This is a genomic window from Salipiger sp. H15 (assembly GCF_040409955.1).
In the GTDB taxonomy this organism is placed as follows: domain Bacteria; phylum Pseudomonadota; class Alphaproteobacteria; order Rhodobacterales; family Rhodobacteraceae; genus Salipiger.
Map to the genome: position 1 here is coordinate 1,653,654 of NZ_CP123385.1, position 12,815 is coordinate 1,666,468.

Here is a 12,815-nt window from a genome sequence, read left to right on the forward strand (position 1 = left end):
GTCAGAACTCCGTCGCGGCGGCGGCGATGCGGGCGAGCAGGTCATTGACCGGCGCCATGCTCTCGCGCTCGAAGCTGCGGTAGCCGAGCGTGGTCTGCCCGTCGCGGCTCTCGACGAAGATCGAATAGGGGCAGAAGGCGATATTCGCGGGATCCGCCTCCATCACCTCGCGCGAGGTGGCGGCCGAGCAGAAGAGATAGACGTCGGCGGCGTCGTAGAGATGCGTCCCGGCGCCGATGTCGGTGCCGGTGCGGGCCAGCATCTCGCCGACGTGGCTGACGTGATCGACCACCAGCCCCTCGCCGATGATCGCGTTCTCGAGCGCGAAGGTGGCCTCCTCGAACGTGCCCTCGTAGGGATGGGTGATCACCTCCTGCGCCATGGCACCGGCGGGCAGGGTCAGCAGCAGGGCGAGGGGTCTGAGCATGGGGGCCTCCTTCTGTGCGGACCCGGCCGCGAGCGGCGCGGCCGGGCGGGGCGGTCTGTCACTCGGCGAAACCCGAGAGATAGGCGATGACCGCGTCGATATCCTCGGGCTTGCGCAGCCCGGGGAAGGACATCTTGGTGCCCTTCATCGCATCCTTCGGCTTTTCGAGGAAGGCATGCAGGCGTTCCGCCGTCCAGGTCTCTCCGGCGCCGTGGGCCACCTCGAAGGTCTTGGAGTAGCCGAAGCCGGGGACCGAGCCGATGCCGCGCCCGACGATGCCGTTGAGCTCGGGGCCGGTCTTGTTCCTGGCGCCCTCGCCGACCGCGTGGCAGGACTGGCACTTCTTGAACACCTTCTCGCCCTCGGCGATCAGCGCCGGATCGGCGGCGGCAACCTGCGGGGCTTCCGCCGCGGGCACGGCCTCGGGGGCAGGCTCCGCCGCGGTGTCGGCGGCGGCAACCTCGACCGGGGCTTCCGCGGCCGCGGGCTCGGCCGCCGCCTCGTCGCTGCCGTGGTCCGGGGTCACGTCGAGCACCGTGGCGCGCATGGTGATCTCGACGCTGGGCTTGCAGCCCGTCATGCAGGGCTCGCCGGTCCATTGCGGGTATTCGGTCCGGGGCCGGTCGTCGACGATGAAGCCGCCTGCGTTGGGCAGGATCACCTCGGTGAAGTTCTCGTTCGACAGCACGAAGTCCTCGTCCACGATGTCGTTCGAGTAAAGGATGTAGGCGACGATGGCGTAGACCTCGTCGGTGTCCAGCGACTGCGCGTTGCCGAAGGGCATCGAGCGGTGCACGTAATCCCAGGTGGTCGACAGGTGCGGCCAGTAGCTGCCGACGGTCTTCACCGGGTCCTTGTTGGCCAGCGTGCCGTCGCCGCCCGCCAGCTTGGGCCAGTTGCCCGAGCCCTCGGCGAACTCGCCGTGGCAGACCGCACAGTTCTCCGAGAAGAGCATCTCGCCATCCTCGACCGAGCCGCTGCCGACGGGCAGGCCGGTGCCGTCGGGCGAGACGTCGAGATCCCAGGCGGCGATCTCTTCGGGCAGGGCCTCGCGGCCGATGCCGAGCGGCATCTCGCGCGGCGCCTCGTCGGCATTGGCGGCGGCGATGAGCCCGCCGGTGATCGGCGCTGCCTCGGGCGCGGCGGCCAGCGGCGTGGTGCGGCGCAGCCCCTCGGGCGCCTCGGCCACGAAGCGGTCGGCCATGTTCACCGCGAAGGTCAGCGTCACGGCGATGCCGCCGAAGACGCCGCCGTAGAGCTTAAGAAACTTCGACATTCTCGGCCTCCCCGGTCGGTTTCACCCACCATGTCTGGATGCAGTTGTTGTGGTAGACCGAGTTCTCGCCCCGCACCTCGCGCAGCTGCGCCTTGGTGGGCTGCACGTAGCCGGTCTCGTCCATGGCGCGCGATTGCAGGAACATCTCCTCGCCGGTCCACTCGGTGTCGAGGTAGAAGCGGGTCAGCGCCTTGTTCTCGCCCTCGCGGGCGAGCCGCGCGGTCTGCCAGTTCTTGCCGCCGTCGGTCGAGACGTCGACGCGGGTGATCCTGCCGTGACCGGACCAGGCGAGGCCGGTGATCACCAGCGGGCCGTGGCCATGCCTGATCGGCGCCTGCGGGCTCGGCGAGGTGACCACGGATTTCGCATCCATCACCCAGGTCCACTTGCGCGAGGTACCGTCGGCCAGCGTGTCGGTGTATTTCGAGGTTTCCTCGCGGCTCTCGACCGGGCCGTCCAGCACCTCGATGCGGCGCAGCCACTTCACCCACATGTTGCCTTCCCAGCCCGGCACCACGAGGCGCACCGGGTAGCCGTGCTCCTTGCGCAGCGCCTCGCCATTGGCCTTGAAGGCGACGAGCACGTCGTCGAGCGCCTTCTCCATCGGGATCGAGCGGCCGTTCGAGGAGGCGTCGGCACCCTCGACATAGACCCACTTGCCCTCGGTGGCGGGCAGGCCCGCCTCGCGCAGCAGGGTGCGCAGCGGCACGCCGGTGTATTCCATGTTGTGGATCATGCCATGGGTGAACTGCGCGCCGTTGAGCTGCGCCCCCGCCCATTCCATGCCGGTGTTGGCGGCGCATTCGCAGAAGTAGACGTGGTTCTCGCGCGGGAAGCGTTCGAGGTCGGCATAGGTGAAGACCAGCGGCCTATCGACCAGCCCGTTGATCATCAGCCGGTAGTCGTCCTTGCTGAGCTCGATCGCGCCCGAGTGGTGGCGCTCGAAGGCGCAACCCTGCGGGGTGATCGTGCCGTCGAGCGCATGGATCGGCGTGAAGTTGATCGAGCTGATCGGATCGGCGGTGAGCCAGGGCACGTTGCGGCGCACCACGTCCTGCTCGAAGCGGATCGGCAGTCCGTAGGGGGTGGCATCGACGCCCTCGCCAAGGCCCTGCGCCCAGGGCTGCACCTCGGTGATCAGCGGATCGGGCCCGGCGGCGCGCGCGGCACCGGCGGCTCCTGCGGTCACGGCCACGGTGGCGGCCCCCTGCAGGAAGGCGCGGCGCGATGTCTTGGGGTCGCTCATTCTGTCCTCCTTGAATTCCTCGGGGTGTGTCATCACGCGCCCACCACCTCGACCGAGGTGTTCTCGCCGAGCTGCACGCGGCCGAGGCTGCGGATGTGGCTTTCCACCACGTCCCAGATCGGCGGGCCCTCGGTGCCCTCGTTGACGCTGGCCCAGCCGGCGACGGTGTAGCTTTTTGCCGGGTCGATCGCCTCGCCGGTCTTCAGCAGGGTCATGTCCGAGACGCGCTGCCCGGCGGGCGCGGTGACGTCGATGCGGTAGCCGAGCCCGCCGACGCGCACCATGTCGCCGCCCTGCTGGTAGTAGGGATCGGGGTTGAAGATGTTGTCGGCCACGTCTTCCAGAACGACCTTGAGGAACTCGCCGGTCATCTCGGAGCGGTAGGCCTCGGGGTAGCTCATCGAGGTGACGTTCCAGAGATCCTCGCGGGTGATCGGATCGCCCGCGAGCAGCGACGGCCCCCAGCGCACGCCAGGCGACAGGGCGATCTGCGCGTCGCGCTGGGTGAGCAGCGCGTCGCAGATGAGATCGTCCCAGGTGCCGTTGAAGTTGCCACGGCGGTAGAGCGTGGTGTCGGTGTGGCCGATCACCTCGGAAAGCTTGTCGGCGAAGGGCGCACGCTCGGCGTCGATCAGCGCGGTCATCTCGGGGTCGGGGGCGATCACGTCCGAGAAGATCGGGATCAGCCTGTGGCGGAAGCCCATCATCCGGCCATCGCGCACGTCGAGATCGACGCGGGAGACGAACTTGCCGTTCGAGCCCGAGGCGATGATGATCGTCTCGCCCACCAGCACCGGCTCGGGCAGCGCGTCATGGGTATGGCCCGAGAGCAGCACGTCGATGCCGGTGACCTTGGAGGCCATCTTCTTGTCGACGTCGAAGCCGTTGTGGCTGAGCACGACCACCAGCTCGGCGCCGCCCGCGCGCACCTCGTCGACCATCTCCTGCATGTGCTCGTCGCGGATGCCGAAGGAATACTCGGGGAACATCCACGAGGGGTTGGCGATCGGCATGTAGGGGAAGGCCTGGCCGATGACCGCGATCTTCACCCCGCCGCGCTCGAAGACCTTGTAGGGCTTGAAGAGCTCCGAGGGCTCGTCCCACTCGGCGTCGTAGATGTTCTGGCCAAGCGCGGCGAAGGGCAGGCCCTCGACGATCTCGCGCACCCGGTCCGAGCCGAGGGTGAATTCCCAGTGGAAGGTCATCGCGTCGGGCTTCAGCAGGTTCATCACGTTGACGCAGTCCTGCCCGGCGGTCTGGTGGCATGTGTAGCTGCCGTGCCAGGTGTCGCCGCCGTCGAGCAGCAGCGCGTCGGGACGCTCGGAACGGATCTGCCTCACCACGGTGGCGACGCGGTCCATGCCGCCGACGCGGCCATAGGCGCGGGCGAGGGCGTCGAAATCGCCCGAGGAGAGGGCGTAGTGGGAGGGCGAGCCGTCGGCGATGCCGTACATCTTGCGGAACTCGGCACCGGTCAGGTGGGGCACCGCGCCGCGGTTGCCGCCGACGCCGATGTTGACCGAGGGCTCGCGGAAGTAGATCGGCTTCAGCTGCGCGTGGATGTCGGTGATGTGGATCAGCGAGACGTTCCCGAAGGCCGGCATGGCCAGCAGGTCGTCCTGCGTCAGGCGCTGCTGCGCCGCGAGCCGCGCCCAGTTGCCGAAGCCCGAGCCGCCGTAGAGCGCCGCGGCGGCCATCGAGACCTGGAGGAAATCACGTCGGGAGATCATCGTGGTTATCCTTGATACGTATTCGGATAAGTGAATTCAATGGGAAGGAGAAACCCCGCGCGAGGCTGTCGCGCGGGGCAGGGGTCAGTTGCGGACGGAGGGGCCTTCGACCGAGAGGCCGTTGCCGCGCGAGGCGACGTAAAGCTCGAGCGCCACGAACTCCGGGCTGCCGACGCCGTAGGTCTCGGCGCGGGTATCCCGCACGCAGCCCTTGAAGCGCGAGTGCACCCCGTTCAGCTGCGCGTTGTTCAGCCGGTAGGTCGGGAAGCCGTTGATCTGGCCCTGGCTGAGATGGTCGGCGCGGATGTAGTTGCCGTAGTTCTGCTCGTGGCAGTTGGCGCAGGAAAGCTCGAGCTGGCCGGTGCGGGTGTAATAGAGCTCCTTGCCGAGCTCCCAGCTCGCCTGCACCGGGCCGTCGATGGCCACGTTGACCGGCATCCCGCGCGACACCGCCGAGAGCAGCGCGACCATGTTGATCGCGTCGCCGCCGTCGTATTTCCACGCCTCGGCCCCCATGCGGCTGGTGCGGCAGTCGTTCACCTGCATCTGCAGCGTGCGCACTTCCTCGGCCTCGTCGTTCCACTTGGGGTAGGTCGCCTTCACCCCCGCCATGTCCTCGGGCGCGCCGTGGCAGGAGGCGCAGCTCTTGCCCTCGCTGCCCTCGACCATGGCCCATTGCTCGCGCGCCTTGTCGACGAAGATCATGCCGGGGTTGTCGAAGTCGTCCTGCTCGAGCGCCTGTGTCTCGTCCGACCGGAAATGCCAGCCCGAGATCACCTCGTCCATCACGCCCGACAGGAAGTCCGGGGCGGGGGCCTTGGTGGTCATCTCGATCTCGCCGTTGATGACGAGCTCGTCATCATCGGGCCCGCCGGCCTGCACCCCCAAGGGTGCCGCCAGCAGGGCGAGCGCGGTGAGCGCAATCGCCTTGCGTGTCATGTGTCTCCTCCCACGAGTTGGCCCGGACGCCTCGGCGACGGGCAGGACGGTTCTGGGCGGCCCGGCTCCTCGCCCGGGCGGCCCGCCGCATGTCAGACGATCTCGATCGACTTGGTGTCGGTGTAGGTCGAGCCGTCGTCGTCGTACCAGGTGAAGGTGAACTCCCCGGCCTCGGGCACGAGCGCCTCGAACTCGAAGTAGGGGTTGGTCGAGATCGCCGGCTCCATCTTCACGTCGATGACGTTCTGGCCGTTGAAGTCGCAGGTGAAGCGGTTGATGATCGAGCGCGGGATGAGCTTGCCGTCGCTGTCCTTGCGCTGGCCGCTTTCCATCTGGTGGCTGATCAGCGTCTTGAGGGTGATCACCTCGCCCGCCGAGGCGGACTTGGGAACCTTGACGCGGGGTTTGACTCCGGATGCCATCTGTCTTGTCTCCTCTTAGCCGCCGCAGCCGCCGATGGTGACCTTCACGGTCTTGGCGGTGCGCGCGAAAGTGCCGTCCTCGAGCTTTGCCACCGCGATCACCTCCTGCGTGCCGGCAAGCCGGATGCGGGTCGAGGCCATGCGCGAGCCCGCGAGCGGGCCGAAGGCGAAGGTGGCCACGGCCGGGGTCGGGTTGCCGGCGGCGAGCACCAAGATCTCCGACGCGCCGGGCGCATCCACGGTGATCGGCACGGTGTTGCCGTTCTCGGCGATCTCGGGCGCGGTCAGGTCGACGCCGCTGTCGCCGGTCGCCGCGCCGCCGGTGAACTCGGCGATCAGGTCCTCGGCCGAGGCGTTGGCGCGGAAGGGCAGCACGGTCAGCGCGATGGCGCCGAGCGTCAGCCCGAATGTGTCTCGTCTGGTCAGGCTCATGCCGTCTCCTCTCTCAGCTGTCCTGCAATGTCATCAGGAAGGCCACCACGTCCTCCACCTCCTGGGCCGACAGGATCGGCGGCAGATCCCCGGACGGGGCCTTGCCGGTGTAGCCGTCGCCCGGGCGGGTGAAGCCGCTGGTCTTGTAGAAGGCGGGCATCACCGTGCCGTCGAACATCTTCTTGGCATTGGTGACGATGCCGCGCAGCTCGGCCTCGGAACGGTAGCCGCCGACGCCGTCGAGCGACGGGCCGACCTCGCCGTGGAACGGTGCGTCGCTCAGCGCGGTGACCGCGTGGCAGGCCACGCAGTTGCCCTTCGCCCTGGTGGTCATGATCTCGGCGCCCCGTGCAGGATCTCCCGGAGTGCCGGTCAGCGAGGTCTCGACCTCGCCGGTTTCGGTGAAGCTGACGTCATCGGGGATGGTCGTGTCGGCCAGCACGGCGGACGCGACGATCCCGATGACGGACGCTAGTGCGACCGTGGTTTTCATGTCTCCTCCCCTTCCATGTCCTGAATGCTACGGCACACATGAAGGATATTGCAACAACAAATTCATAGCCATGAATTTAACGATATGTCGCCGGGTCGACAGGGGGCGGGGCGGTGCCCGACCGGGCCGCCGCCTTCGATCATGTAACGGTGCAATATTTAACCAGATCAGTTCTTTGCGCGGTCTTCCTCAAGCTTTCTCGCATGGTATTTCTGGAACGGCTCGTCGCCGTCGTAGCCCTTTTCTAGCACCCAGCTCAGCAGGTGACGGGTGGTCGATTTCTCGAAGGCGCCGGGCATGACGGCGACCGCGGCCTGCGGTGCGGGGACCGGTCCGGCCTCTTCGGGCAGGAAGATCATCGTCGGGGTGAACAGCAGGCCCCAGCGCTGCACCATGTCCTTCTCGGGCAGGACGGTTCCGTCGAGATCGGTGACGTCGACATCGCCGAACATGTTGATCTGGATGACGAAGTAATCCTCCGAGAGCATCTTCTCGATCTCGGGCTGGGGAAACACCTCCTCGTGCATCTTGGTGCAATAGATGCAGCCGCGCTGCTCGACGAGAATCAGCAGGCGCTGCCCGGCGGCATTGGCCTCGGCGAGATCCTCGCGCAGGTCCTTGAACGTGTCGTGCATCCACGGCGCCTTGTGCAGCCCGTCATCGCCGAGCTGCGCGGCGGGCACGGGCAGGGCGGCGGCGCAGGCGATCAGCGCGGCGGCGGCCAGCGCGGGGAACGGTCGTGTCATGTCTCCTCCTCCTTCTGAATGGGGTGCGATGTCAGCCGACGCGGCTGAACCACGGCACGGTGTCGATGAGCCAGGCGGCGATCAGGTTGACGCTGTTGGTGGCGATCAGTACGCCGAAGAGGACCAGCAGCAGGCCCATGGCCTTTTCCACCCGGCCGAGGTGGCGGCGGAACCGGGCCATGAAGCGCAGGAAGGGGCCGATGAAGGCGGCGGCGAGCACGAAGGGCAGGGTCATTCCGGCGCCGTAGGTCAGCAGCAGGAGCGCGCCGTGCCCCGCGGTCTGCTGCCCGGCGGCGGTGAACAGGATCGCCGCCAGCACCGGCCCGACGCAGGGGGTCCAGCCGAAGGCGAAGGCCAGCCCGATCACGTAGGCCCCGGCAAGGCCGGTGGCATTGCGCGCCTCGGAGCGGACCTGCCGGTAGAGCAGCGGGATGCGCAGCAGGCCGAGGAAATGCAGCCCCATGACGATGATGATCGCGGCGGCGATCCAGCGCAGCAGCCAGAACCAGGTGCGCACCATCTGGCCGAAGACGGTGGCCGTCGCCCCCAGCCCGACGAAGACGGTGATCACCCCGAGCGCGAAGAGCAGCGCGCCCAGCACCGCGCGGCGGCGCAGCCCGGGCGGCACCACGCCGGTCTCGGCGACCACGTGCACCCCCTGTCCGGCGAGGTACGACAGGTAGAAGGGCACGATCGGCAGGATGCAGGGCGACAGGAAAGACAGCAGCCCGGCCAGGAAAGCGCCCAGAAAAGTGACATCGAACATGCTTGTGACGCTCCTCCTGCAATGCATATTCGCATATTACGTTACGTGTGTGTTATGCTGGTGGTCAATCTCTCTGGAAAGCCCGATGATGCGACTCCTGCTTTGCCTTCTCCTGATCCTGCCGCTGCCGCTGCGGGCAGAGACCCTGCTGCTGATGGCCGGGCAGGCGGGCTGCCGCTATTGCGAGGCCTGGGACGCGGAAATCGCGCCGATCTACCCCAAGACCGCCGAGGGGCAGGTGGCGCCGCTGCGCCGCGCCGACATCCGCGATCTGCCGCAAGACATTGATCTCGCGCGGCCCGTCGCCTTCACCCCGACCTTCATCCTGGTGAAGGACGGGATGGAAACCGGGCGAATCGAAGGCTATCCTGGAGAAGACTTCTTCTGGGCCCTGCTGGCCCGCCTGATCGAGGACCTCCCATCCTCGCCGCCGATGGACGGATGACACCGATGTCGAACGCTGCCCACCTCCCCGTCTTCGACGAGGGCATGAGCGAGCCGGAAATGGACCGGTTCATGGAAAAGGCCGAGGAGGCCTCGAACCTGCTCAAGGCGATGAGCCATGGCGGGCGGATGATGATCCTGTGCCACCTCGCCTCGGGCGAGAAGTCGGTGACCGAGCTCGAGGACCTGCTCTCGGCGCGGCAGTCGGCGGTGTCGCAGCAGCTTTCGCGGCTGCGGCTCGAGGGGCTGGTCACGCCGCGCCGCGATGGCAAGACGATCTACTACTCATTGACCGATGACAGGCCGAAGAAGATCATGGAAGTCATCTACGACCTGTTCTGTCGGGAGGAGTGACCGCGGGCGCAGGCCGGTGGTCGAAAGGGAGCGACGGTCGCGATGATCGACATTGGTGACGGCGCCGTGCTTGCGGCGCTCGTGGGACTGTTCGGGGGCGTGGTGCTTGGCCTCGCCGCCCGGCTCGGGCGTTTCTGTACGCTCGGGGCGATCGAGGACGCGCTCTACTCCTCGGACACGCGGCGGCTGCGGATGTGGGGCGTCGCGATCGGCACCGCGGTGATCGTCACCCACGTGGCGCTGGCCGCGGGATGGCTCGACGGCGCGCAGACCTTCTTCCTGTCGCGGCACTGGTCGCTGCCCGGCACCGTGCTGGGCGGGCTGCTCTTCGGCTACGGCATGGCGCTTTCGGGCAATTGCGGCTACGGCGCGCTGGCCCGGCTGGGCGGCGGCGACCTGCGTTCGCTGGTGATCGTCGTTGTCATGGGGCTCACCGCCTTCATCACCCTGTCGGGTCCGCTGGCGCTGGCGCGGATCACCGTCTTTCCCGACATGCCGGCAAGCGGGCCGCAGGCGCTGTCGCAGCTGACCGGCGCGCCGCTGGCGACCGGGCTCGGGGTGGGGGCGCTGCTGATCCTTGCAGCGCTCTCGGGCGGCGGCATGCTGCGCGCGCCGAAACACCTGGGCTGGGGCGTCGCGGTCGGGCTGGCGGTGGCGTCGGGCTGGATCGGCACGCAATGGGTCTCGACCGAGAGCTTCGGCGCGGTGCCGGTCGAGAGCCATTCCTTCGCCCGCCCGCTCGGCGAGACGCTGCTGTGGCTGATGACCGCCTCGGCCGCCGCGCCGGGCTTTGCCGTGGGCTCGGTGACCGGGGTGCTGCTCGGCGCCTTCCTCGGCTCGCTGCGCAAGGGGCATTTCCGTTGGGAGGCCTGCGAGGATCCGCGCGAGCTCAAGCGCCAGATCCTCGGCGCGGCGCTGATGGGGCCGGGGGCGGTGCTGGCTGCGGGCTGCAGCGTTGGGCAGGGGCTCAGCGCCTTTTCCCTGCTGTCCTTCAGCGCGCCCGTCGCGCTGCTGTCGATCTTTGCCGGCGCTGCGATCGGCCTGCGGCAGCTCATCGTCGGCTTCGCGCCGGCGGAATAGGCCGCCGCAAACAGCGCTTCCCGTCGCGTTATTTGCATCATAGAATGCGAATGTGTGAATGGGAGGAGTCACCATGCCGCTGTCCCGCAGGCAACTTCTGCAATCCGCAGCCGCGGCGGGCCTTGCGCCGCTGCTGCCCCGCCGCCTTGTCGCCGAGACGGCCATCGGCCCCGGCCGGCTGATCACGGTGAGCGATGGCAACCTCGTGCTGCCGGGCGATTTCATCTTCGCCGGCATGCCCGAAGCCGAGCTGTCCGGCATCCTCGCCGCGCGCGGCATCGACCGCCAGCGCCTCACGCCCGAGTGCAACGTGACGCTCTGGCAGGAGGGCGAGCGGACCGTGCTCTTCGACGTGGGGGCGGGGCCGGACTTCATGCAGAGCGCCGGGGCGCTGCAGGAAAACCTCGCCGCCGCGGGGATCACGCCCGAGGAGGTGACCGAGGTCGTCTTCACCCATGCCCACCCGGACCATATCTGGGGGCTGCTCGACGAGTTCGACGAGCCGGTCTTCCCGGGGGCGCGCTACCTCATGGGGCGGGCGGAATGGGACTACTGGTGGGATCCGGCGACCGCGACCAGCATCGGTGCCGAGCGGCAGCTCTTCGCGCTTGGCGCGCGGCGGCGCATGGAGGCGATCGAGGACCGGATCGAGCGCTTCGAGGACGGGGCCGAGATCCTGCCGGGCCTCTCGGCCGTGCTGCTGCCGGGCCATACCCCCGGGCACATGGGCTTCGAGCTGCGGCATGGGGCCGAGGCGGCGATGATCGTGGGCGATGCCATCGGCAATGACCACGTGGCCTTTGCCCGTCCGGGCTGGGCGGCGAACTCGGACCAGGAACCGGAGCTGGCGGCGCGGACCCGCGTCGCGCTGATGGACCGGCTGGCGCTCGAGCAGATGCCGGTGATCGGCTTCCACCTGTCGCAGGGCGGCATGGGGCACGTCGAGCGGGTGGCGGACGGCTACCGCTTCGTCCCGCTCTGAGGCGAGGGGCGGCGGCGCCGCCCCTGCCAAGGATCAGTGCGCGATCATCACGTGGCGCGCGACGGTGTAATCCTCGAGTGCGTACATCGACATGTCCTTGCCGTAGCCGGACTGCTTGAGCCCGCCATGCGGCATCTCGTTGACCAGCATGAAATGCGTGTTCACCCAGGTGCAGCCGTATTGCAGCCGCGCCGAGATATCGAGCGCGCGGCCGATGTTCTCGGTCCAGACCGAGGAGGCGAGCCCGTACTGGCTGTCGTTCGCCCAGGCGACGGCGGTGTCGGCGTCGTCGAAGCGGGTGACCGAGACCACGGGGCCGAAGACCTCGCGCTGGACGATCTCGTCCTCCTGCAGCGCGCCCGCGATGACGGTGGGGCGGTAGTAGAAGCCCGAGCCCTCGTGCAGGGCGCCACCGGTGGTGACCTCGATGTGCTTCAGCTCCGAGGCGCGCTGCACGAAGCTCGCCACCCGGTCGCGCTGGCGCATCGAGATCAGCGGCGGGATCTCGTTCTTGGTGTCGTCGGCGTCGTCGAAGACGATGGACGAGACGGCGGAGGAGAGATCCGCCACGAGGTTCTCGTAGACCTTGGAGCCCGCGTAGATGCGGCAGGCTGCGGTGCAGTCCTGCCCGGCGTTGTAATAGCCGAAGGCGCGCAGGCCCTCGACCACGCGGCCGATGTCGGCGTCATCCATGACGATGACCGGGGCCTTGCCGCCCAGCTCGAGATGCGTGCGCTTGACCGATTTCGAGGCCGCCTGCAGCACCTTGCGCCCGGTCGCCACGTCGCCGGTGATCGACACCATGTCGACCTCGGGGTGGTTGATCAGCGCGTTGCCGACGGTGGCGCCCTGGCCGACGATCACGTTGACCACGCCCGCCGGGAAGATGCCGGCGATGATCTCGGCCATCAGGAGCGCGGTGAGCGGCGTCTGTTCCGAGGGTTTCATCACCACGGTGTTGCCGCCCGCCAATGCCGGGGCCAGCTTCCACGCCATCATCATCATCGGGTAGTTCCACGGCGCGATCGAGGCGACGACGCCGATGGGATCGCGGCGGATCATCGAGGTGTGCCCCGCCATGTACTCGCCCGCGACCGGCCCGTGCATGTTGCGCACCGCGCCCGCGAAGAAGCGGAAGCAGTCGGCGACCGCGGGCACCTCGTCATTGCGCACGCCTTCGATCGGCTTGCCGCAGTTGAGCGATTCCAGCTTCACGAACTCCTCGGCCCGCGCCTCGATGGCATCGGCCAGCGCCAGCAGCAGGCCCGAGCGGTGCGCGGCGGTGGTGCGCGCCCAGCCGGGGAAGGCGGTGCGGGCGGCGGCCACGGCGCGGTTCACCTGGTCCATGTCGGCTTCGGGCATCTTCACGATCAGCTCGCCGGTGCGCGGGTTCAGGACCGCTTCCTCGGTCTCCTTCCCGGCTTCCTGAGCGCCGCCGATCAGCATCTTGGTCTGCATGGTATCCTCCGACGTGTCCT

15 protein-coding genes are annotated in these 12,815 nt (G+C 68.3%); 4 read left to right on the plus strand and 11 right to left on the minus strand.

Annotated elements, in window-relative coordinates:
• Position 1: 1 nt before the first annotated feature.
• From PVT71_RS22065 to PVT71_RS22110, 10 genes are all read right to left on the minus strand, one after another.
• Positions 2–427 (minus strand): DUF302 domain-containing protein, encoded by a 426-nt coding sequence (locus PVT71_RS22065; RefSeq protein WP_353474633.1) that lies wholly within the window; start codon positions 425–427, stop codon positions 2–4.
• Positions 428–485: 58 nt separating this feature from the next.
• A complete protein-coding gene (locus PVT71_RS22070; RefSeq protein WP_353474634.1) occupies positions 486–1,703 on the minus strand; it encodes a c-type cytochrome in 1,218 nt (405 codons plus the stop codon).
• Positions 1,687–2,949: a sulfite dehydrogenase gene (gene soxC, locus PVT71_RS22075; protein WP_353474635.1), complete on the minus strand. Its 1,263-nt coding sequence runs from the start codon at positions 2,947–2,949 to the stop codon at positions 1,687–1,689. The genes PVT71_RS22070 and soxC overlap by 17 nt, the downstream gene beginning before the upstream one ends.
• Before the next feature lie 32 nt (positions 2,950–2,981).
• A complete protein-coding gene (soxB, locus tag PVT71_RS22080) occupies positions 2,982–4,679 on the minus strand; it encodes a thiosulfohydrolase SoxB (RefSeq protein ID WP_353474636.1) in 1,698 nt (565 codons plus the stop codon).
• An 84-nt stretch (positions 4,680–4,763) separates the two neighbouring features.
• Positions 4,764–5,618, minus strand: coding sequence for a sulfur oxidation c-type cytochrome SoxA (soxA, locus tag PVT71_RS22085; protein WP_353474637.1), 855 nt, complete (start codon positions 5,616–5,618; stop codon positions 4,764–4,766).
• Between the two features lie 92 nt (positions 5,619–5,710).
• Entirely contained in the window at positions 5,711–6,040 is a 330-nt protein-coding gene (soxZ, locus tag PVT71_RS22090) for a thiosulfate oxidation carrier complex protein SoxZ (RefSeq protein ID WP_353474638.1), read from the minus strand.
• 15 nt (positions 6,041–6,055) lie between these two features.
• A complete protein-coding gene (gene soxY, locus PVT71_RS22095; protein ID WP_353474639.1) occupies positions 6,056–6,472 on the minus strand; it encodes a thiosulfate oxidation carrier protein SoxY in 417 nt (138 codons plus the stop codon).
• A gap of 13 nt (positions 6,473–6,485) precedes the next feature.
• Positions 6,486–6,965 (minus strand): sulfur oxidation c-type cytochrome SoxX, encoded by a 480-nt coding sequence (soxX, locus tag PVT71_RS22100; RefSeq protein ID WP_353474640.1) that lies wholly within the window; start codon positions 6,963–6,965, stop codon positions 6,486–6,488.
• Positions 6,966–7,132: 167 nt separating this feature from the next.
• A complete protein-coding gene (locus tag PVT71_RS22105) occupies positions 7,133–7,711 on the minus strand; it encodes a thioredoxin family protein (protein WP_353474641.1) in 579 nt (192 codons plus the stop codon).
• A gap of 31 nt (positions 7,712–7,742) precedes the next feature.
• Positions 7,743–8,477 (minus strand): cytochrome c biogenesis protein CcdA, encoded by a 735-nt coding sequence (locus tag PVT71_RS22110; RefSeq protein ID WP_353474642.1) that lies wholly within the window; start codon positions 8,475–8,477, stop codon positions 7,743–7,745.
• An 85-nt stretch (positions 8,478–8,562) separates the two neighbouring features.
• Here PVT71_RS22110 and PVT71_RS22115 point away from each other — a divergent pair, with 85 nt between their 5' ends.
• The 4 genes from PVT71_RS22115 to PVT71_RS22130 all read left to right on the plus strand — a co-directional run bounded on the left by PVT71_RS22115 (position 8,563) and on the right by PVT71_RS22130 (position 11,337).
• Positions 8,563–8,922 (plus strand): hypothetical protein, encoded by a 360-nt coding sequence (locus tag PVT71_RS22115; RefSeq protein WP_353474643.1) that lies wholly within the window; start codon positions 8,563–8,565, stop codon positions 8,920–8,922.
• On the plus strand, positions 8,919–9,275 hold the full coding sequence (locus tag PVT71_RS22120; RefSeq protein ID WP_108968994.1) for a metalloregulator ArsR/SmtB family transcription factor: 357 nt from the start codon (positions 8,919–8,921) through the stop codon (positions 9,273–9,275). Before PVT71_RS22115 ends, PVT71_RS22120 begins: the two co-directional genes overlap by 4 nt.
• Positions 9,276–9,317: 42 nt before the next feature.
• Entirely contained in the window at positions 9,318–10,355 is a 1,038-nt protein-coding gene (locus tag PVT71_RS22125; RefSeq protein WP_353474644.1) for a YeeE/YedE family protein, read from the plus strand.
• Positions 10,356–10,428: 73 nt separating this feature from the next.
• Positions 10,429–11,337 (plus strand): MBL fold metallo-hydrolase, encoded by a 909-nt coding sequence (locus tag PVT71_RS22130; RefSeq protein WP_353474645.1) that lies wholly within the window; start codon positions 10,429–10,431, stop codon positions 11,335–11,337.
• 33 nt (positions 11,338–11,370) lie between these two features.
• On the opposite strand, the gene PVT71_RS22135 is transcribed toward PVT71_RS22130, so the two are convergent.
• Complete coding sequence (locus PVT71_RS22135; RefSeq protein ID WP_353474646.1) at positions 11,371–12,795, minus strand: gamma-aminobutyraldehyde dehydrogenase; 1,425 nt, start codon at positions 12,793–12,795, stop codon at positions 11,371–11,373.
• Between the last annotated feature and the right edge of the window lie 20 nt (positions 12,796–12,815).